This window comes from Mucilaginibacter sp. P2_D11 (assembly GCF_056404435.1).
The window spans coordinates 59,977-79,483 of the sequence record NZ_JBFUEA010000019.1; the positions used below are offsets into that span (position 1 = coordinate 59,977).

The following is a 19,507-nucleotide window of genomic DNA, read 5'->3' on the forward strand; positions in this document are numbered from 1 at the left end:
ACGACATCGCCTCCCGGGATATTTTTTAAAACCGGTACCCAATCCTAATATTAGCGGGCAAGCTGATGGTAACATAATCTCCGGGGCGATTGGTTATTTCGTAAATATTCCAATCGTGCGGCAGCATTTCTATGGCGTTGGGGTTGCTAAGTCCGGTACGTTCAACCATTTTATGTTTTATACCGATACCTGCGCTTAAATCAAGCACGAACCTGCTGAGCCGGATTTGTATGCCGCGCTTGATGTTGAAAGCGAGGGTGCGTTTGTTGGTATGGTAAGTATCCGTGTAAGCTTGTGATGCCTTCGCTGTATCCTTGCGAAAAGAGCCTTCATAGTCGTAATCAGCGTTCAGGTAAACAGCATCAATCGCCCAGTATATTCTTTTGCGCTTAGTGGTGGCGATGAAGTACTTCTGCTCGACTGCGAAACGCCACCCATGGTAATTATCAAAAGAAGTTACGCCAAGTAAGGGCTTCATATAGCCAACCGCAATCTGCGTGGTGAATCTCTTGCCATAAATCCGTTCGTAGCTCAAATCAAGGCCGGGGTTTATAAAATCCACCAGCCTCAAAGGCGATATCATGATTTGATTGGGAAGGTTTTTTTTGCCAACCTGCGAAAAACAGGGGTGTGTGATGATCAGTATGGCAAGGTAGCTGAAAAGTTTTACAATGTTTATCATAAAGCTATTGCATAAGGTTGAAGAGGAGTACGGTCCCGTCATAAATATGCAAATAAAATCGATATATGATATCCACAGACTTATCTTTAATTCCGTAGAATCAGACTTTTATTCAGAAACGTGCTGTTATTAAAATCGTATCACCGTTATTTGCGTATATACATGTAAATTCACTAATAAAAAACAACACCATGGGATTAGGAGCACCGGAAATCATTTTAATATTAGTTGCCATTTTGCTATTGTTCGGCGGTAAAAAAATACCCGAGTTAATGCGTGGCCTGGGCAAAGGCATGAAAGACTTTAAAGAGGCGCAAAACCAAGATGCCGGCAAACCCATACCTGTGCCGGTTAAAGATAACAACGCTTAATACAATTTACAAAAGGCCCCATCCGGGGCCTTTTGTATTAAACTCCCTTTAGGGATTGATATTGGACTTTGAAGACCCTCGCAGTTAAACTTTTGAATTATTTTTCTTCAAAATCAAAATAATTGCGTTAATTAGGCAATAGTATTATACAACCTAATCACGCAAATGGCCTGCCAAAACAAACCGCGCACAAAACGTTGCGTAACTATCTTTTCCCTGGTTTTATCCGTGTTTATTTTTTTTAAGGCCGATGCGCAAACACGCGGCATTAATGCCGATGGCGATGTAATGAGCGGCAGTAACCGCAGCAGTGGCGGCGCAGTACGGCAGGATGGCTGGCTGGTGGCCTTCAATGGCGGGTACGAATCGCCGATGGGCGATTTAAAAGATAGCTACAAAGGCTCGCCAACTTTCGGGTTTAGCGTAATGCGCAGGATGGACCACCTGCTTTATTCGGGCACTATAGATTACCGCAGCTATAAGCCAATAGCCGACACCATGCTGATAAGCTACGAGGGTACCGACTACTACGGCGCAACTTTTAGTAAATACAAAGGCATTGGCGCGTACCTTGGCATTGCCTACGAACTATCGGCCGGCGACATTAACTTTTATGGCGGCGTAAACGGCGGTTTTGTATTGGTAAGTTACAAGGTAACGGTAGACGATGCCAATTTTTCGAGTAGCGAAGAAGTATCGAACGGCCAAACCACTTACATAGCCCCTAAAGTTGGGCTCAACTTTATGCTGAGCAAAAGCATTGGCATAGCGCTGGAGGGGCGTTACAGCCTGGGCGTAGTTGGCGGCAGCTATAATTCGCGCTCGGGCGGCAGCACCACCAAGGGCTTCAACTCGGTAGCAGGCAACATATTCCTTACTTACAGCTTTTAAACAACAACGGCATAATTGCCTTAGGATAATAAAGGCCCCGATACTGCAAAGTATCGGGGCCTTTTACGTTTGTGTGATAAAGAAAGCCGAGATAATCCCGAATTTCGGGCCAAACAAATCTCCCGGACTTTTCGGTCTTTCCGTCTTCCGGATTTTAATAAAATGATTTCCGCCAAACACGAAATATTACATTGCGAGCGCTGCGAAGCGGCATTTGAATGCAAGGCAAACGCCTACACCAAATGCCAATGCAGCACCGTACAACTCAGCATAAACGAAGTACAGTACGTAAGCGAGCTGTATGATGGCTGCCTCTGCGCCAATTGTTTGCTGGAGCTGCAGAAGGAATACCAGGAGAATTTGTAAAACTTCAACCCTCTAACACCTTCACCGGTTTCTTATGTTTATCAATCGCTACAAAGGTAAACGTGCCTGTGATGGCTCTTTGGCGATTAAAGCTGTACATCTCCTCTACATAAATTTCTACCAATACTTTTAAGCTGGTATTGCCAATGTGCGATACCGTGCCCACTAACTCGATGATGGTACCCGCCGGGATAGGTTGGTTAAAGTCGATCCTGTCGGATGACACGGTTACCATGGTTTTGCGGGTGAAACGGGTAGCGGTGATGAAGGCCACCTCATCCATCAGCGCCATGGCGGTGCCGCCAAACAGGGTATCGTAATGGTTGGTGGTGTTGGGGAAAACGGCTTTAAAAATGCGTGTTTCGGCGGCTTGGGTTCTTTCTTGTACGGTCATGCGATAAATATAAAACCGCCCGGTTGTGCGCCGGGCGGGTAGGGGTTTAATTAACGGTTTGTTTGCTGAAGATTTCCCTCGCGACTTTTGCAGCTTCGACCATATTGCTTAGGGCGGCTTGTGTTTCGGGCCATTTGCGGGTTTTGAGGCCGCAATCGGGGTTTACCCAAATATTGCCTACCGGCAGCAATAGGGCAGCTTTCTCCAGCAGGCTCACCATTTCGTCGACAGCGGGCACACGCGGCGAGTGGATATCATACACGCCGGGGCCAATTTCGGCAGGGTATTCAAAATCGGCAAAGGCTTCCAGCAGTTCCATTTGCGAGCGCGAGGTTTCAATGGTGATCACATCTGCATCCATCAGCGCAATATGTCTGATGATATCGTTAAACTCGCTATAGCACATGTGGGTGTGTATCTGCGTTTCGTCGCGCACGCCGCTTGCCGATATGCGGAAGGCTTTCACTGCCCAATACAGGTAGCCATCCCAATCTGCTTTACGTAAGGGCAGGCCCTCGCGTATGGCGGGCTCATCTATCTGTATCACTTTAATGCCTGCCGCCTCCAGTGCAACAACCTCATCGCGAATGGCCAGTGCTATCTGGTTGGCCGTTTCTGAGCGGGGCTGATCATCTCGCACGAACGACCATTGTAAAATAGTTACCGGCCCGGTAAGCATTCCTTTCATCAGTTTTTTAGTATTGGCCTGGGCAAAGCTGGTCCACCGCACGGTCATATCGCAGGGGCGACTCACATCGCCATAAATTACAGGGGGTTTTACACAGCGGCTTCCATAGCTCTGCACCCATCCGTTTTTAGTGAACAGAAAACCGTCGAGCTGTTCGCCAAAGTACTCCACCATATCGTTGCGTTCAAACTCGCCGTGTACCAGTACATCAATACCAATGTCTTCCTGCCAGCGGATGGCCCCTAAAGTAGCCTGCTCAATTTCGGCATCATATTTCTCCTGCGATAAAGCGCCTTTTTTCAATTTGGCCCGCAGCTGGCGGATGTCGTCCGTTTGCGGGAATGAACCAATAGTGGTTGTGGGGAACAGCGGCAGCTTAAAGTTATCCTGTTGAATTTTCTGCCTGGCCGCAAATTCGCTTACGCGGGTGGCATCTGCATCGGTTATGGCCACCACACGTTGTTTGATGGCTTGCTTATGTATCAGTTTTGAAAGGTTGCGGGCAGAAAGGACCTTCATATTCTCTACCAGTAAAGCTGTATTGCCTTCCATAATTTCTGCCAGTTCCTTCACCTCGTTTAGCTTTTGTTTGGCAAAGGCCATCCAGTTTTTTATCTCGGGGTTTATGGTGGTTTCCAAATCCAGGTCGAACGGTGTGTGCAGCAATGAGCAGCTTGGCGCAATCATTACACGGTCGGCACCAATGGCGGCAACTGCTGTTTTAATGTAGCCAACCGAACGGATATAATCATTCTTCCAAATGTTGCGTCCGTCAACCACGCCCAGGGAGAGGGTAAGTTGTTTGGGAATTAGTTTTAATACCTCATCTAATTGCCCGGGTGCACGCACCAGGTCGAGATGCAGGGCACAAACGGGTAAACTAACCGCCAGGAAGGTGTTTTTGTGAAGACTGTCGAAATAGGTAGTAAGCAGGGTCTTGATGTTTGGGCAATGCTTTTTTATTTCCGCGTAGGCGTAAATAAAGGCGTCCTTTTCTTCCCGGGACAGGTCCATAGTAAGGAAAGGTTCATCCAACTGCACCCACACGGCACCCTGATTTTGCAGTTTTTTAAGGATATCGATATAAACCGGCACCAGCTTTTTGATTAGGCTGATCTTATCGAACCCCGGTTCCTTTTCCTTCCCCAATAAAAGATAACTCACCGGGCCTATCAATACCGGTTTTGGCACACTACCCAGCGCCTGTTTAGCCAGGTTAAATTCTTCGAATACCTTTTCAGAAAAAATACGGAACTGCTGATTGGCGGTGAATTCGGGCACGATATAATGGTAATTGGTATCAAACCATTTGGTCATTTCCATGGCGGTAATGTCCAGCCCGTCTTTTTGATAGCCGCGAGCCATGGCAAAATACAGGTCGATTTCGCTGTTTTTTGAATTTTGAGTGAGCACAGGATTGTAACGTTGTGGGATAGCGCCCAGCATCAGCGAGGTGTCCAGCACCAGATCGTACAGACTGAAATCGTTACAGGGGATGAGGTCGATACCGGCATCCTGCTGCAGCTGCCAGTTTTGCCGGCGGATGGCCTTGGCTGTGGCAAACAGGTCATCGCGACTGATTGTGCCGGCCCAGTATTGTTCACTGGCCTTTTTAAGTTCGCGGTGGGCCCCTACGCGAGGGTACCCGAGGTTGTTTTTGAGCATACGCATAAAACTTTTTTGGTTAAACATTAATGATGAGTTAATGCTCCTTACGGTTTTCGGTATGCTTTCGTGGGGAGTGGTAATAAAAGACGAAACAGCACGGAAGGGCAGAGCCCGCTATATCTGTTTTTATCTCTGACTACTGCTTCATAACGCGAAAGCATTGTCTTAAAACATGGGGCAAGTATCCTGGCTTGTAACGTTATTGCCGCCCTTCTCATACCGTTTTGGTGGTACAATGGGCGATAATGGCAATAACTTGGTGCGTTACTTACAGTTGCGCGACAGCCCGTGATTTACACACGGTTCCTTATTAATCCCGGTATTACCCGGGAACCTCAAGTTTGAAATAAAGTAAAGAACTGGGGTAAATATAGGGATGATGTTTTAATATGGGTAAGAGGACGGTTTTTGTTGCCTTAGGGCAAGAGGTGAGGGATAAGGTAAACGTTGAAAACATGGTTTTGGGCGCGTGGTGTTTTGTCCAGGATTATTTTATAGAAATGTCAGCAAATTCGGGTGAGATTTGGCTGACCAGTGAAAAGCATACACGCCGGTTTGTTGCCTCTTTATCGAGCCTGAATTTGCTAAAACGCCTAAAAAAATCTGTGTTTTTCCTGCGTTTTTCGGTGTTTTTCTTAATTTTTAGGTTTTTTTCTAAAAGTGTGAAAAGGGCGAAATTTAGACGGAAGCGGGGTTTTTAGTTAAATTCCGCATTTACGGGCATCAAAATAATTTCTAGTTTTTTCCAGCTTTTGAGCGGATTTCAGCTATGATTTTCCAGGAAATTCCAGCCTTGTGGAGTCAACCAAATTCGCTGGTAACTGCGGGTTGAGCCATTATACCTTTTGCCAATCATCCCTAAATCTTTTTATCTTTAACCTCATAAAACCAAGTTTCAATGAAAAAAATCATCTTCCTGCTGTTCATTACGACAGTAGCAATCCGCCCTGCATCGGCACAAGTATTAACCAAATACGGCGATAACGTAAGCACGCTGGATGGCATCATGAAAGCCTATTACGATGTGGTAACGGTAAAGAAAGGCGAGAAGCCGGTTTACCAACGCGATAGCAGCCTGCATATCCCCGATCCGCGCTGCGGGATGGTGCGCACCAAAAAAGATGGCAGCAAAGTGCTGGAATATATGACGCTGAAAGAGTTTCACAAGCGCAGCGACGAATTTTTAACCAGCGAAGGTTTCGTAGAGAAAGAGATAGGCCGCAAGGTGGAGCAGTTTGGCAACATCTACCATGTTTGGAGTACCTACGAGAGCCGCAACACGCCTGATGGCCCGGTGATAGAACGCGGCATCAACAGCATAGAAATGTATAACGACGGCAAGCGTTTCTGGATAATTGCCTGGTATTTCGATGAGGAGAGCAAAACTAACCCGATACCCAAAAAATACCTGGGGTACTAAAAATGGGGGAGAAGTTTTCATTACCTCTTGAGGATAAGTTATTGCACCGCTTGATAAGCGAGGAAATAGCGGCTAAAGATTTTTTGAGCGCGCTTTTTGGCGAAAGGAGCAGCCGAAACTATTGGATGATGCGCGAAGGACTGGTAGCTTACCACAATAAGGAAGGCGGCTCGCCGGAGGTAAAGGCGTTTGAGGTAAGCGATAGCGGGTTCAATACAGAAAGCCGGACGGGCTATTGCAAATGCAAATTCGGCATCCACTTTCATTATACCTGCTCTGATGTGCACAATGATGCAACAGATACCATCCGATGGGATTTTGAAGTGGATGAGGCAAATAGCAAAATTCATTTCGCGGGAGAAGAACCCTGGGTGAGAGACGCGGAGTGAGTTAGCGGTTAGTTAGCAGTGCAAAGTTTTCATAGTGCTTACCTTTACAGATTTGCGAACTGTGAACCGCCAACTGCGAACTGAAAACTGCCAACTGCAAACTTTCCTAAAATTCCGTACTTTCGCCATCCATAAACTCATACTGAATTATGAAATTGTTAGAAGGAAAAACCGCGCTGATAACCGGTGCATCAAAAGGTATAGGCCGTAAAATAGCCGAGAAATTTGCCGAACACGGCGCAGATGTTGCATTCACTTATCTGTCTTCGGTAGAAAAAGGGCAAGCGCTGGAAACCGAGCTGCAAAGCTTCGGAACCCAAATAAAAGGTTATCGCAGCGATGCCTCAAAATTCGATGAGGCCGAAAAATTGATCAACGATATCGTAGCCGATTTTGGCAAGCTGGATATTGTAGTGAACAACGCCGGTATTACCAAAGACGGCCTGCTGATGCGCATGACCGAAGAAGCATGGGACGAAGTACTGGATGTGAATCTGAAATCCATCTTCAACGTAACCAAAGCAGCCTCAAAAATAATGATGAAGGCCCGCAAGGGGGTGTTCATTAACATGAGCTCGGTAGTAGGCGTGCAGGGCAATGCCGGTCAGGCCAACTATGCAGCATCCAAGGCAGGTATCATCGGTTTCTCAAAATCCATAGCCAAAGAATTAGGCTCGCGCAATATCCGCACCAACGTGGTTGCCCCGGGCTTTATCCGCACCGAAATGACCGACGTGCTGGATCCTAAAGTAGTAGAAGGCTGGGCAGCAGCCATCCCCCTGAAACGTGCCGGCGAAGTAGAAGACGTGGCCAACGCTTGTGTGTTCCTGGCATCAGATATGGCCGCATACATTACAGGGCAAGTAATACCTGTCGACGGCGGGATGTTGTAGACGGTAGAGACGCAATATTTTGCGTCTGATAAGCATATAAAGCCAAAAGTTGCGGAGAGCGGCTTTTGGCTTTTTTTGTAGCTATCGGCCCAGTGCCTGCTTTAAAATACCCGGGTGCGTATCTCTAATTAGGATAAGGGGAACTTTCTACCAAAATTTCCACCAGGGCTTTGCAGCGGCAGGTGGCGATTGCCTTAGCGATTCAAATTTTTGCAATTCCTTTTCCAATTCTTCACTATAGCCCAATTGTTTCAAAGTAATATTTTGTGCGTGCCCGTCATCAAAATTGATCCCTAATTTGTTTGCGAGTCCGGCAATCTCGTCAACAAAAACCCGGGCATTGATATTTAATCCGTTTTCTTCAATCATCGGTGTTCCGAAGTTGTCATCAACAACACCTCCACTTGAAAAAAATGAGCGCAATTTAGTGGCCTTATATTTTGCAAAGCCAAATGAACCGGAAGTTGTTTGAATTACGAAAGTGAAAACCTCGGCATCAAGTAACGCTGAAATTTCACTTAAAGCTGCATCATCAGCAAAATCAATAGTTTCAGGGTCAAAGATGATGGTCCAGGAATTACTTAGCCAAATTCCGCGCAAGGTTATCGCCCGGTCTGAAAAGCTAACCACATTGGATGAGCAGTACGTGTACAAATCTTCTAAGTTTTCAAAATTTAGATCATTTGCTAAGTCTATATATCCAAAAGTTTTAAAAACTTCAGCAGCGCGGTCAAAATGGTTGCCTTTAATTGCTATGATGCTGTTTGTCATAAGGTCAGTGTATTTTCAAAAATAACTAAAAATTTATAGCGCAGAAAGCTGCCGGATATAATATGCTCCATCATCACCTGGCAGGCAATACCTGTTGACGGCAGGATGTTGTAAAAGAACGTAGAGACGCAATATTTTGCGTCTGACAAACATATAAAGCCAAAAGTTGCATAGTGCTGCTATTGGCTTTTTTTGTTTTATATTGGTGCTAATTATAAACCTTATGCGCCAAACCTTATTTATCATTTCCTTAATGCTGTTTAGCTGTTTTGCTTTCGGACAAAAGAAGCGCCACAGCGAACCTTATATCTACAACCCCACAAAAGCTCAGGAGAAGCTCATTAAAAAGCACGAGCAATGCACCAACCTGCATCGTTATACAGCCGGGCAGCGCAGGGCGTTTTTCCCATTCGGGCAGGCGGCAAGTATCAGACTGATATCTTACGAATCGCTCACCCCTAACCGTGACATTGTGTTGGATGGTCAAGAGCAGCCGCCCGTTGCTCCAGAGGATACGGTAATGGAAAACTTCATTCCTATGGGTATCAATAATTTTAAGGTTAACTATCGCCGCGTTGTTGAGTTAAAAGACCTTTCGGCGGCTGGTATCGATTCCCTAACAGATATTTTATACAATGTAGGTTTTACCCCTGTTAAAAATGTGCCTCGTTACGCAACGCCGGGGGCTAAGTGTTATGAACCCAGGAACGCTATCCTTTTCCTGGATGCAGAGGGTAAGGTGATGCAATATATTGAGTTTTGTTTTGCGTGTGAAAAATACAATTACAGCTCACCTAAAACAAAACCAATTGACTATTGCGAGCAGAAGTATGATATGCTGAGGACGTATTTCTTGAAACAAGGTCTCAAGTATGGAACGGAGACAATAGAGGAATAAATAGAAACAGGCCGGCAGATTATCCAATCCACCGGCCCATTTTCATTGCAGCTAAGCTAATTACTTATTATAAGCCGCCGCAAACTCCACTGCAAAATCTTCCAGTTTGGTTTTGCTGAATTTGGGTTTGTGTTGTAGGTAATCATCCCACAGGATGCCATCACGCACTGCTGTACCCATTTCGGTGTAGCTGCGGGCAAATTCTTGCGGCAAGCCGGCCTGCAGCATGCCTTGTAACGATTGCTCGTCGGTAAATTCTACCCATTTCAAATCGGGCTTTCCTATGGCTTTGCCTAAAACGGAGGCCACTTCATCCAGGGTACGTTCGTCGCTGGCGATGTAGCGAACGGTTTTGCCGGTAAAGGGCTGCTGCAATTCGTATGCGGCAATTTCGGCGATATCGTTGGGGTGCACCATCACATGCAGTTTGTTGCCGGGGTAGTTGGCGCCGATGATGCCGGCATGTTTAATCAGTTCGATATTGTGGAAGAAGTTGTAGTAAAAGAAAGTGGGGCGGAGGATGCGGAGATCAACCCCATCCAGTTTATCAAATGCTTGCTCCACATCGTGTATGCCCGATATCGGCCCTGTGCCGCCATCAATGTGGGCGCCAAGACTGCTTAATAGTACCACCTTTTTAATGCCGCTGGCTTTAATGGCTTCTGCATATTTGAGGCCTACGCCGCCGATATGTTTGCGGAAATTATCGGACGAGAGGTCGTTCGGTATCATGGCGTACAGTGCATCGGCGCCGGTAAAGGTTTTGGTGAGGAAGTCTACGTCGCTAACCGAACCGATGGCTGCCGTGCCGCCAAGGGCTTCTATTTCTGCAGCTTTATCAGCACTGCTGCTGATTACGGTTACGTTATGGCCTGCGTTGATTAAGTTGATGGCCAGGGGTTTGCTGATATTACCCAATGAGCCTGTTACGATTATTTTCATGATGTTTTTATTTTTTATTTGTTGAGACAAAGTTATATTTGTACTTACTTTTATACAAGTACTTACCCTTAAGTAAGCAGTAATCAGCCATGACACAGATAAAAGAAAACTCTACCTGGAACTTCAATAAAGAGCTAAGCATGCAGGCATGCCCGGTAAGCTTTGTAATGAATAAGATAGGCGGGCATTGGAAACCCATCATTCTTTACCAACTGATGAGCGGCCCCAAACGCTATAGCGAACTTAGGCGCGCCATCCCCGGCATTACCGAAAAAATGTTGATACAGCACCTGAAACAATTACAGGCCGACGATCTGGTTAGCCGCAAGGCCGAGGCCGTTGTGCCGCCGCATGTTGTTTACCAGTTCACCGCCAAAGGAGAGAGCCTGCAGCCCGTACTGAAAGCCATTGCCGCCTGGGGGTATGAGCAATGGAACATCGATAATATATAGCCTGCAGAGATAAGTGCAGTTTTTGTTTTATATTGTGGTGATTCACGTATGAGAAAATATTGCATAATTGTTTTTTTAACCCTGTGTATGCCGGCTCTGGCTTCGGCCCAGCACAAAAAGCATCATAAAAGGGTAGCCTACAGTCAAGCTGTAGAAGATTCTATATATCGCAAGCATTTCGAGTGTTTTTATAGTGCCCGATATACCGCCGCTCAGCGAAGTGCTTTCTACCCCTTTAACAAAGCTGTAAAGGTTCAACTTATTCGTTTCAGTCAACCTACTGATGTTGGTAAGTGGCCCGACACCATATCCGCCGAAGAGCTTAAGAAACAGGCATATCTTCCCTTATCATTGGGTGGTTTCAAGGGTACTACAATCAGGTTACGGGAAACCCTGTTTTTAACGCAACCGGGAATTGATACTCTAACCGATATCCTTTATAACTACAGTTACACGCCCGTACGTAAAACCAACTCAAACCTCATTGATGAGCCAACATGTTACGAGCCAAGGAATGCCATTTTATTTATAGATGCAGATGGCAAAGTGATAGCATGGATGGAATATTGCTTCACTTGTTCGGGCTACAGGCACAGCTCTACAAAAATCAATTACGATTTTTGTAATGAAAAATATGAGATGCTAAGAAAGTTTTTTTTCGATAGAGGGCTTACGCGTATTACTCGTCTTGAAAAATAAGGGGTTTGTGCAGTGCGCAATTCCATCAAAAAATTAATTAAACCCATTCCACAATATTTTCGCATTTTGCGGGTATGGTTTTTATGCTTACCACTCACCATTCACCACTCATTACTAATTACGCATGTCTATAAGCTGGGGAAGTGTTTCGGGGTGGTGGCTGCCTGCTTGCCTGGCGATGGGCTTGCTGTATGCCTGGCTGTTGTACAGGCAACCGGTAGTTTTGGCTAAATCCGCGCGGTATGGGCTGTTTGCCTTGCGGGCGGTTGTGGTAACGTTGTTGGGTTTGCTATTGGTATCGCCGTTGATAAAAACGGTAAGCTACCAGCCGCAAAAACCGCTGATATTGATTGCGCAGGATAATTCCGAATCGGTGAAGCTGTTTAGCGCCTCAACCCCTGGTGCTGCTCTTGCGGCCCTCAAATCCCAATTAGGCGATGCCTACGAAGTACACGAGTTTAACTTCGATAAAACCCTTCACGATGGCCTCTCTAATACTTACGATGGCAAGCAAACGGATATCGCATCGGCCCTGCACCAACTGAACGAGCGTTTCGTAAACCGCAACATTGGCGCGGTAGTGTTGGCAACAGATGGCCTCTACAACCTCGGTGCCGACCCGCAGTACGAGGCCCGTAACATCAAAACCAGCATTTACACCATTGCCCTTGGCGATACTACGCCCCGCCGCGATTTGCTTATCGGCAACGTTAACTACAACAAAACCGCCTACCTGGGTAACGATTTTGAGGTGGAGCTTTTGGCCGAAGCTTACCAAAGCGCAGGCGAAAATATGCGGCTTACGGTTACCGAAGACGGTCGGCAACTCAACACCCAAAACATCAGCATCACCTCTGCCGCATTCAAAAAGGTAATACCGCTAAAACTGAATGCCGATAAAAAAGGCCTCCGCAAATTTACGGTAAGCCTTGCGCCTTTAAAAAACGAGCTATCGGTACAAAACAATACCGAAACCTTTTACGTGGAAGTGCTGGATGCCCGGCAGAAGATACTGCTCTTATATGATGGTCCGCACCCCGATATCAGCGTTATCAAACAATCCATAGAAAGCAACCGTAATTTTGAGGTAAAGGCGAGTGCTATGGCCGATTTCGGTGCGCTCAACGCTAATGATTACACGCTGGCAATATTGTACCAGCTATCTGCCGCCAGCTATGGCAAAGTACAAAATATACTAACCGGCAAGATGCCTTTGTGGTTGGTTGCCGGTACGCAGGCAGATATAAACGGATTTAACCGCTCGCAGAAAATGGTTAAAATAAATGCAGGGGGTGATGATGCCCAGGAGGTTTTTGCACAGCCGATGCCTACATTTACGGCTTTCACCCTCACAGACTCTACCCAAAACAAAATTGCGAAACTGCCGCCCTTGATGGCAGCCTATGGCACTTACGAAACGCAGGCCAATACCGCTGTTTTGCTGAAACAGAAGATAGGCAATGTACCCACGGCTTACCCCTTGCTTGCCTTTAACGACGAAGGCGGCGGCCGCACGGCCGTGCTTACCGCTGAGGGCCTTTGGCGCTGGCAACTGGCCGAATACCGCGAGTACGGTAACCACCACGCGCTGGAAGAACTGTTTAGCCAGTCCGTTCAATATCTTACCGCCAATGCCAACCGCGAACGTTTTAGGGTGTACCCATCCAAAAATATATTCGACGAGGGTGAGAACGTGCTGCTGAACGCCGAACTGTACAACGATGCGCTGGAACTGGTAAACACGCCCGACGTAAGCATTGCCCTAAAAAGCAGCGAGGGCAAAAATTACAGCTTCCTGTTTACCCGCAGCGGGCAAAGCTACCAATTGAATGCAGGCGCGCTGCCTGTGGGCGAGTATAGTTATACCGCCACGGCCAAAAACGGCAAGCAACAATTTACCGCCCATGGGCAAATCACGGTAAAACAACTTAACCTGGAAGCACGCCAAAGTACGGCCAACCATCAATTATTGAATGCCATTGCAACGCGCTCTGGTGGGCAAATGTTGTTGCCTGCGCAAATAGATAAACTGGCCAACCTTATCCGCAAAAACGATAATATCAAAACCGTGGTATATGAAGATAGGCGATACAACGATATGATTAGCCTGAAATGGATATTTGGCTTGCTGATTGTGTTGCTGAGTGCCGAATGGTTCATGAGGAAAAGAGAAGGGGAGGTGTAGCCAGTTGGCAGTTAGCGGTGGGCAGTTTGTAGTTGGCAAATCTTTAGTTTCCCGCCTTCACTTCCGTTGGTTTTAACCAACGGAAGCGAAGGCGGGATTCCCGCTGCCGCGAGTTTTCAACTCGTGGCTTGCACGATTCAGCTTTCAGCTGACGAAAACTTCCCAATTTAAACCAATCGGCACTAAAGTCTACCTAACATAATCATAACACGGCGCTTTGCAGGTTAATGCCGATGATTTGTAATTTTGACCGATAAACATCTACCATCATGAAAATCAAAATCTTCATTTTCCTGCTACTGCTCACAGCAACTGCTACTTTCACAGAAGCGCAGCAGCTCAATATTGCTACCTATAACCTCCGCTACGATAGTAAGGACGATTCCATCGCCGGCAATGGCTGGCGGGCAAGGTACCCCAATATTGCCAAAATTATCCGTTTTAATGATCTGGATGTTTTTGGTACGCAGGAAGGTCTTTACCACCAGCTAACGCAACTGAACGATAGCCTGCCGGGCTACAAATGGCTGGGCGCCGGTCGCGATGATGGGCAGCATGGCGGCGAGCATTCGGCCATATTTTATAAATCAGACAAGTTCAAGGTTCTTAAATCGGGCAACTTCTGGATGTCGACCATTACCGATAAGCCCAACAAAGGCTGGGATGCCGCCTTGCCGCGCATCTGTACCTGGGCGCAATTCAGGGAGCTGAAAACCGGCCTCGTGTTCTACTTCTTCAACCTGCATATGGATCATATCGGCATCGTTGCCCGTCGCGAAAGCGCTAAGCTGGTATTAGCGAAAGTAAAAGAAATGGCGGGCAACGTACCCGCTATCCTCACGGGAGATTTTAATGTAGACCAAACCAACGAGAGTTACACCCTTATCAACACCTCGGGCCTGCTGAAGGACAGTTATGAACTGTCGCCCGTTAAACTGGCGCCATCAAATACTTATAATGCTTACGATGTAAACACCGCAGGCGATAGCCGTATCGACCATATTTTCGTTACCAAACGCTTCACCGTTTCACGTTACGGCATCCTCACCAATACCTATCACGGTCGATTGCCGTCTGATCATTACCCGGTAGTGGTGACGGTTACGTATTAGTAGTCCATGGTCGATGGTCCGTCGTCCATAGTTTATCGTCCACAGACGATAGTTAATAGCACATAGAAAAAATGTAGCTGCCATGGACCATCGTCTATGGACTAATTTCATGTACTATCGACTATTGTCTATGGACTAAAAAAACTATCTTCGCTATCATGTCGCCTAACGAAGCCCAACAACAGATACAGGCCCTTACTGCCGAACTTAAACAGCACACTTACAACTACTATGTGCTGGCTATGCCCACAATTACCGATTACGATTTCGACCAAAAACTGGAGCAGTTGAATAAGCTGGAAAAAGAATTCCCGCAGTTTTTGGATGCCGATTCGCCTACGCAAAAGGTTGGAGGCGATATCACCAAAGAATTCGTTACGGTAAAGCACCGCTGGCCCATGTTATCGCTGGGCAATACCTATAACGAGCAGGAACTAATAGATTTTGACCAAAGAGTGCGCAAAGCCATCGGCGATAATTTCGAATACGTTTGCGAACTGAAGTTCGACGGCCTCTCCATGAGCCTTACCTACGAGCATGGCAAGTTGGCCCGCGCCGTTACCCGTGGCGATGGCACCCAGGGCGATGAGGTAACGACCAACGTGCGCACCATACACACCATCCCCAAAAAGCTGGACAAAGGCGATTATCCCGACCTGTTCGAGATACGTGGCGAAGTATTTATGCACCTCAAAGCTTTCGAAAGATTGAATAAAGAACGCGTAGATGCCGGCGAAGTGCCATACGCCAACCCGCGCAACTTTGCATCGGGCACCATGAAACTGCAGGATTCTGCGGAAGTGGCCCGCCGCCCGCTGGATTGCTTTTTGTACGGATTATATACCGAGAAAACCCTCTTCAAAACCCATTGGGAAAGCCTGGAGGCTGTAAAGAGCTGGGGCTTCCATATAGATAACCATAGCCGTTTGGTGAGCGATATTAACGGCGTTTTGGAATTTATCAACCACTGGGATACCGAAAGGCACCACCTGAGTTATGATATAGACGGCATCGTTATTAAGGTAAATAATTATTCGCAGCAGCAGGAACTGGGCTTCACGGCTAAATCGCCGCGCTGGGCCATCTCTTATAAATTCAAGGCCGAACGCGTAGAGACCGAACTGCTTGCCGTAACTTACCAGGTGGGCCGCACGGGTGCTGTGGTCCCTGTGGCCAACTTAAAACCGGTATTACTTGCCGGTACCACAGTAAAACGCGCCACCCTGCACAATGCCGATGAGATAATGCTGCGCTTGCAACTGCACGAACATGATACGGTTTACGTGGAGAAGGGCGGCGAGATTATCCCCAAAATCATCTCCGTAAATTTAGACAAGCGCAAGCCGGATGCCGAGCCGATACAATACATTACCCACTGCCCCGCTTGTGGTACCGAATTGAAGAGGCAGGAGGGCGAAGCCGCCTTCTATTGCCCCAACGATGAGGGCTGCCCGCCGCAGATAGTAGGCAAGATGCAGCACTACATCGGCCGCAAAGCCATGAATATAGATGGCCTGGGCGATGAAACCATCAACACCTTTTACAACCGCGGGTTGATACGCCACATCAGCGATCTTTATACCCTGAAAGACCATGTAGACGAGTTGAAGAGCCTCGACCGTTTCGGCGAGCAATCTATCAATAACCTTTTAGACGGCTTAGAGAAATCAAAAGAACAACCGTTCGAAAAGGTGCTTTTCGGTCTGGGTATCCGCTACGTGGGCGAAACCGTAGCCAAAAAATTGGTGGCCCATTTCAAAACCATTGATAACCTGATGGCGGCTACGGCAGAGGAGCTTATTGCCGCAGAAGAGATAGGCGGTCGCATAGCCCAAAGCATCGTGGAGTATTTTGCAGACGAGAGCCATCGCGAAGAAATTGAGAAACTAAGGGCGGCAGGCCTGCAGCTGGTGGCCGTGGAAAAAGAAGTAAACCTGGCCAGTGATAAACTATCGGGCCAAAGCTTCATCATTTCGGGCGTGTTCGAAAAGTATTCAAGGGACGAACTGAAAGATATCATCGAGCAAAACGGCGGCAAGATATTGAGCAGCATCTCCGCCAAGCTAAACTACCTGGTAGCTGGCGAAAACATGGGCCCGGCCAAACTGGAGAAAGCAAATAAATTGAATATCCCTATCATCAGCGATGAAGAGTTGTTAAAAATGCTATTATGATGATTACACCGATTTATACGATTGCACCGGTTATGCTATCTGTCCAATCAAAACCAAATCAGTGTAATCAAAACAATCGGTGTAATCGGTGACTATAAAATCGGTGAAATCAATAAAATCAGTGTAATCGGTGCAATAATAAAAAACATGAGTGTAATAAAATGGGGCATTATCGGCTGCGGCGACGTTACCGAACTGAAGAGCGGCCAGGCCTACAACAAAATAGCCGATAGCAGCCTGGTGGCTGTAATGCGCCGCGATGCAGAAAAAGCTGCCGACTACGCCTGCCGCCATAACGTGGCCAAATGGTATAGCGATGCCGAACTACTGATGGACGACCCGGAGGTTAACGCCGTATCCATCGCCACGCCGCCATCATCGCACCTGGAATATGCCAAACGCGCCATTGCAAAAGGGCTGAATGTTTACGTAGAAAAACCCGTTACCCGCAACGCCGCCGAAGCCGAAGCAATGGCCCAGGCAGTAAAAGAAAGCAATGCGAAACTGGTAGTGGCCCATTACCGCCGCGCGCTGCCTATGTTTTTACACGTGAAAAACCTGTTAGATTCGGGCGCTATAGGGGATGTGCGCACCGCCCAGATACGCATGTGGCAACACCGCGAACCAACGGTGCCTACATACCCAGGCACCAACTGGCGGCTGGATCCCGAAGTATCGGGCGGAGGCTACTTCCATGATCTGGCCCCGCATCAGCTCGATCTGATGCTTTACTTTTTTGGCGAGCCGGAACATTACACCGGGTACAGCCTTAACCAGGCCAATACAAGCCCGGCAGACGACCACGTTTGCGGCCTCATCGTGTTCAGGAATAAAGTGGTGGTAAATGGCTCATGGAGCTTTAATGTAGCCGAGGGCGAAACCATTGATGCCTGCGAAATAGTAGGCACCAAAGGCAAAATAACCTTCCCTTTCTTTGGTAAGTTCGTAACCCTAAAGACCGAAGCAGGCGAGGAGACGATTGATTTTACCCACCCTATGCACATACAGCAACCCATGATCGAGAAGATCGTGGCTTACTTTAAAGGCGAGGGTCCAAATCCCTGCACAATAGATGAGGCCGTAGTGCTAATGAAAATAATCGACTCGTTTACAGGAAAGTAACATACAATTATTATTTTAGTGCCCAGATTGGTATCATGCGAAAGTCCCTCGTACTCATTTTGCTGTTGTTATTGTCCGCAAGCTTCTCCGTCCTTGCGCAAAGCTATGAGGTGCCTAAAAACTACGTGCTGAAAACTCGCGACGATTACGCCCGCTACGAAACCGATATTATCCGCACTGCCGATTGGCTGCAGCAAACCCCTTGGAAAGCGCAGCCCCCAAAAATGGAAGAAGCCACGCAATTTTTTCTGAAATGGATAAAAGGAACGCCTGCAGTGACGGTTAGGCTTACCGAAGCGGTGATGAATCTCTCCGATAAGAACCCCCAGCTGGGTTTTGTATATATGGCGGCTTTCTCCAAGTTTGTATTGCAGCACAAAACGGGTTTTGATACAGACAACGCCAATATCATTGCAGTAAGGGCGGTAATAGATAAGTACAACGCCGAACCCGCCCATAAAACCGATGAGGATATAGAACACCTGATAGAACTCGACAAAAAAGGCGAGCTGAATGATTGGGTGATATCCATGTTTTCATTGGACGAAAAATAGCCTTCTCTCGTTTTACAAATAACTTAGCCAAAAAACCTTCATCATGAAAAGAATTATCAAAACCACCCTATTGCTATTGCTGTGCAGCGCCGTTAAGGTCTCTGCCCAAACTTATCAAGTGCCGTCAAACTATGTTTTGAAAGCTAAAACCGATTATCCGCAGTATGAGCAGGACGTGGTTAAAACTGCCGACTGGTTGCTGCAAACGCCCCTGGCCGAACAGGCAGGCACCCGGCAGTCGGCTAATAAGTTTATTATGGATTGGGTATCGGGCAGCCCGAATGTGAATGTTACCGTAGGCAAAAAATTATTGGACCTTACCGACAAAAATCCCGATTTCATGTTTATGTATTTTGGCTTGTTTGCCAAATATTCCCTGGAACATAAAGATTCCACAATGGATAGCAACAAAGCCGATATGGAAGTGCTTACTGCATTAATAAACAAATATAAGAACGACCCTGCGGTAGTGAAAGACAGTGATTTAGACAAGCTGGCAAAACTTTACCAGGACGGGAAACTGGAAAATTGGATTGCCAAAGAGTTCCACAAATAAAAGTTGAAAGGATAATAGAAAAGGCCCATCCACGCACGAATGGTCGGAAGATTAATCTTCCGACTTTTTTGTTTAGAGATGTGTTGTTTTTTTTATTTAACTATCTGATTGTCAATTATTTATTTGTTTTTATCGTTGATTTTAAGTATATTAATGCTGTAAATCAAAGAGATATGGCCATTTTCAAAGATCATAGTATCACCGTAAAACAGCTCTTAGGCTTCATTCCCGAGGCCTTAATAGCAAATTTGTCGCTTACAACTAAGATCGATCATTACGC

The 19,507-nt window shown here is 46.8% G+C and carries 20 protein-coding genes and 1 riboswitch; of the genes, 15 read left to right on the forward strand and 5 right to left on the reverse strand.

Features of this window, described 5'->3' with window-relative positions; genetic code table 11:
- Positions 1-25: 25 nt before the first annotated feature.
- Positions 26-682 (reverse strand): hypothetical protein, encoded by a 657-nt coding sequence (locus tag AC1DXC_RS23870; protein WP_477461688.1) that lies wholly within the window; start codon positions 680-682, stop codon positions 26-28.
- A gap of 191 nt (positions 683-873) precedes the next feature.
- On the opposite strand from AC1DXC_RS23870, the gene tatA reads away from it, so the two are divergent.
- The 3 genes from tatA (at position 874) to AC1DXC_RS23885 (ending at position 2,310) form a co-directional block, all read left to right on the forward strand.
- A complete protein-coding gene (gene tatA, locus AC1DXC_RS23875) occupies positions 874-1,053 on the forward strand; it encodes a twin-arginine translocase TatA/TatE family subunit (protein WP_477461689.1) in 180 nt (59 codons plus the stop codon).
- Between the two features lie 228 nt (positions 1,054-1,281).
- Positions 1,282-1,944 carry a hypothetical protein gene (locus AC1DXC_RS23880; RefSeq protein ID WP_477461690.1) on the forward strand — a complete coding sequence of 221 codons (663 nt, stop codon included), beginning with the start codon at positions 1,282-1,284 and terminating at the stop codon, positions 1,942-1,944.
- A gap of 162 nt (positions 1,945-2,106) precedes the next feature.
- On the forward strand, positions 2,107-2,310 hold the full coding sequence (locus AC1DXC_RS23885; protein WP_477461691.1) for a cysteine-rich CWC family protein: 204 nt from the start codon (positions 2,107-2,109) through the stop codon (positions 2,308-2,310).
- A gap of 4 nt (positions 2,311-2,314) precedes the next feature.
- Here AC1DXC_RS23885 and AC1DXC_RS23890 read toward each other — a convergent pair whose 3' ends face one another.
- Complete coding sequence (locus tag AC1DXC_RS23890) at positions 2,315-2,704, reverse strand: acyl-CoA thioesterase (RefSeq protein ID WP_477461692.1); 390 nt, start codon at positions 2,702-2,704, stop codon at positions 2,315-2,317.
- Positions 2,705-2,750: 46 nt separating this feature from the next.
- Positions 2,751-5,057, reverse strand: a complete 2,307-nt coding sequence (gene metE, locus AC1DXC_RS23895; protein WP_477461707.1) for a 5-methyltetrahydropteroyltriglutamate--homocysteine S-methyltransferase — start codon at positions 5,055-5,057, stop codon at positions 2,751-2,753.
- Positions 5,058-5,219: 162 nt separating this feature from the next.
- Positions 5,220-5,413: riboswitch (cobalamin riboswitch) on the reverse strand.
- 545 nt (positions 5,414-5,958) lie between these two features.
- Here metE and AC1DXC_RS23900 point away from each other — a divergent pair.
- The 3 genes from AC1DXC_RS23900 to fabG all read left to right on the forward strand — a co-directional run bounded on the left by AC1DXC_RS23900 (position 5,959) and on the right by fabG (position 7,762).
- On the forward strand, positions 5,959-6,480 hold the full coding sequence (locus tag AC1DXC_RS23900) for a hypothetical protein (RefSeq protein ID WP_477461693.1): 522 nt from the start codon (positions 5,959-5,961) through the stop codon (positions 6,478-6,480).
- A 50-nt stretch (positions 6,481-6,530) separates the two neighbouring features.
- On the forward strand, positions 6,531-6,869 hold the full coding sequence (locus AC1DXC_RS23905; RefSeq protein ID WP_477461694.1) for a hypothetical protein: 339 nt from the start codon (positions 6,531-6,533) through the stop codon (positions 6,867-6,869).
- 149 nt (positions 6,870-7,018) lie between these two features.
- Complete coding sequence (gene fabG / locus AC1DXC_RS23910) at positions 7,019-7,762, forward strand: 3-oxoacyl-[acyl-carrier-protein] reductase (protein ID WP_477461695.1); 744 nt, start codon at positions 7,019-7,021, stop codon at positions 7,760-7,762.
- A gap of 147 nt (positions 7,763-7,909) precedes the next feature.
- Here the strand turns inward: fabG and AC1DXC_RS23915 are convergent, their stop codons facing one another.
- Complete coding sequence (locus tag AC1DXC_RS23915) at positions 7,910-8,533, reverse strand: hypothetical protein (RefSeq protein WP_477461696.1); 624 nt, start codon at positions 8,531-8,533, stop codon at positions 7,910-7,912.
- Positions 8,534-8,756: 223 nt separating this feature from the next.
- Between AC1DXC_RS23915 and AC1DXC_RS23920 the strand changes: the two genes are divergently transcribed.
- The gene (locus AC1DXC_RS23920) at positions 8,757-9,431 is read left to right on the forward strand and encodes a hypothetical protein (RefSeq protein ID WP_477461697.1); all 675 of its coding nucleotides are present in this window, start codon (positions 8,757-8,759) and stop codon (positions 9,429-9,431) included.
- A 60-nt stretch (positions 9,432-9,491) separates the two neighbouring features.
- Here the strand turns inward: AC1DXC_RS23920 and AC1DXC_RS23925 are convergent, their stop codons facing one another.
- Positions 9,492-10,373, reverse strand: a complete 882-nt coding sequence (locus tag AC1DXC_RS23925; protein WP_477461698.1) for an NmrA family NAD(P)-binding protein — start codon at positions 10,371-10,373, stop codon at positions 9,492-9,494.
- Positions 10,374-10,462: 89 nt separating this feature from the next.
- Between AC1DXC_RS23925 and AC1DXC_RS23930 the strand changes: the two genes are divergently transcribed.
- The 8 genes from AC1DXC_RS23930 (at position 10,463) to AC1DXC_RS23965 (ending at position 19,227) form a co-directional block, all read left to right on the forward strand.
- Positions 10,463-10,825 carry a winged helix-turn-helix transcriptional regulator gene (locus tag AC1DXC_RS23930; protein WP_477461699.1) on the forward strand — a complete coding sequence of 121 codons (363 nt, stop codon included), beginning with the start codon at positions 10,463-10,465 and terminating at the stop codon, positions 10,823-10,825.
- A gap of 48 nt (positions 10,826-10,873) precedes the next feature.
- The gene (locus AC1DXC_RS23935) at positions 10,874-11,524 is read left to right on the forward strand and encodes a hypothetical protein (RefSeq protein WP_477461700.1); all 651 of its coding nucleotides are present in this window, start codon (positions 10,874-10,876) and stop codon (positions 11,522-11,524) included.
- A 124-nt stretch (positions 11,525-11,648) separates the two neighbouring features.
- Complete coding sequence (locus tag AC1DXC_RS23940) at positions 11,649-13,709, forward strand: hypothetical protein (protein WP_477461701.1); 2,061 nt, start codon at positions 11,649-11,651, stop codon at positions 13,707-13,709.
- A 269-nt stretch (positions 13,710-13,978) separates the two neighbouring features.
- Positions 13,979-14,821, forward strand: a complete 843-nt coding sequence (locus AC1DXC_RS23945) for an endonuclease/exonuclease/phosphatase family protein (protein ID WP_477461702.1) — start codon at positions 13,979-13,981, stop codon at positions 14,819-14,821.
- Positions 14,822-14,979: 158 nt separating this feature from the next.
- On the forward strand, positions 14,980-16,995 hold the full coding sequence (ligA, locus tag AC1DXC_RS23950) for an NAD-dependent DNA ligase LigA (protein ID WP_477461703.1): 2,016 nt from the start codon (positions 14,980-14,982) through the stop codon (positions 16,993-16,995).
- A 147-nt stretch (positions 16,996-17,142) separates the two neighbouring features.
- Complete coding sequence (locus AC1DXC_RS23955; protein ID WP_477461704.1) at positions 17,143-18,117, forward strand: Gfo/Idh/MocA family protein; 975 nt, start codon at positions 17,143-17,145, stop codon at positions 18,115-18,117.
- Between the two features lie 35 nt (positions 18,118-18,152).
- Entirely contained in the window at positions 18,153-18,671 is a 519-nt protein-coding gene (locus AC1DXC_RS23960) for a hypothetical protein (RefSeq protein WP_477461705.1), read from the forward strand.
- A 43-nt stretch (positions 18,672-18,714) separates the two neighbouring features.
- Positions 18,715-19,227 (forward strand): hypothetical protein, encoded by a 513-nt coding sequence (locus AC1DXC_RS23965; protein ID WP_477461706.1) that lies wholly within the window; start codon positions 18,715-18,717, stop codon positions 19,225-19,227.
- Positions 19,228-19,507: the final 280 nt, after the last annotated feature.

Coding starts and splice junctions, on each gene's coding strand:
- AC1DXC_RS23945 (WP_477461702.1), top strand. CDS start 13,979: ATGAAAATCAAAATCTTCATTTTCCTGCTACTGCTCACAGCAACTGCT.
- AC1DXC_RS23920 (WP_477461697.1), top strand. CDS start 8,757: ATGCGCCAAACCTTATTTATCATTTCCTTAATGCTGTTTAGCTGTTTT.
- AC1DXC_RS23915 (WP_477461696.1), bottom strand. CDS start 8,533: ATGACAAACAGCATCATAGCAATTAAAGGCAACCATTTTGACCGCGCT.
- AC1DXC_RS23885 (WP_477461691.1), top strand. CDS start 2,107: ATGATTTCCGCCAAACACGAAATATTACATTGCGAGCGCTGCGAAGCG.
- AC1DXC_RS23960 (WP_477461705.1), top strand. CDS start 18,153: ATGCGAAAGTCCCTCGTACTCATTTTGCTGTTGTTATTGTCCGCAAGC.
- AC1DXC_RS23965 (WP_477461706.1), top strand. CDS start 18,715: ATGAAAAGAATTATCAAAACCACCCTATTGCTATTGCTGTGCAGCGCC.
- AC1DXC_RS23955 (WP_477461704.1), top strand. CDS start 17,143: ATGAGTGTAATAAAATGGGGCATTATCGGCTGCGGCGACGTTACCGAA.
- metE (WP_477461707.1), bottom strand. CDS start 5,057: ATGCTCAAAAACAACCTCGGGTACCCTCGCGTAGGGGCCCACCGCGAA.
- tatA (WP_477461689.1), top strand. CDS start 874: ATGGGATTAGGAGCACCGGAAATCATTTTAATATTAGTTGCCATTTTG.
- AC1DXC_RS23935 (WP_477461700.1), top strand. CDS start 10,874: ATGAGAAAATATTGCATAATTGTTTTTTTAACCCTGTGTATGCCGGCT.
- AC1DXC_RS23900 (WP_477461693.1), top strand. CDS start 5,959: ATGAAAAAAATCATCTTCCTGCTGTTCATTACGACAGTAGCAATCCGC.
- AC1DXC_RS23930 (WP_477461699.1), top strand. CDS start 10,463: ATGACACAGATAAAAGAAAACTCTACCTGGAACTTCAATAAAGAGCTA.
- AC1DXC_RS23925 (WP_477461698.1), bottom strand. CDS start 10,373: ATGAAAATAATCGTAACAGGCTCATTGGGTAATATCAGCAAACCCCTG.
- fabG (WP_477461695.1), top strand. CDS start 7,019: ATGAAATTGTTAGAAGGAAAAACCGCGCTGATAACCGGTGCATCAAAA.
- AC1DXC_RS23870 (WP_477461688.1), bottom strand. CDS start 682: ATGATAAACATTGTAAAACTTTTCAGCTACCTTGCCATACTGATCATC.
- AC1DXC_RS23890 (WP_477461692.1), bottom strand. CDS start 2,704: ATGACCGTACAAGAAAGAACCCAAGCCGCCGAAACACGCATTTTTAAA.
- AC1DXC_RS23940 (WP_477461701.1), top strand. CDS start 11,649: ATGTCTATAAGCTGGGGAAGTGTTTCGGGGTGGTGGCTGCCTGCTTGC.
- ligA (WP_477461703.1), top strand. CDS start 14,980: ATGTCGCCTAACGAAGCCCAACAACAGATACAGGCCCTTACTGCCGAA.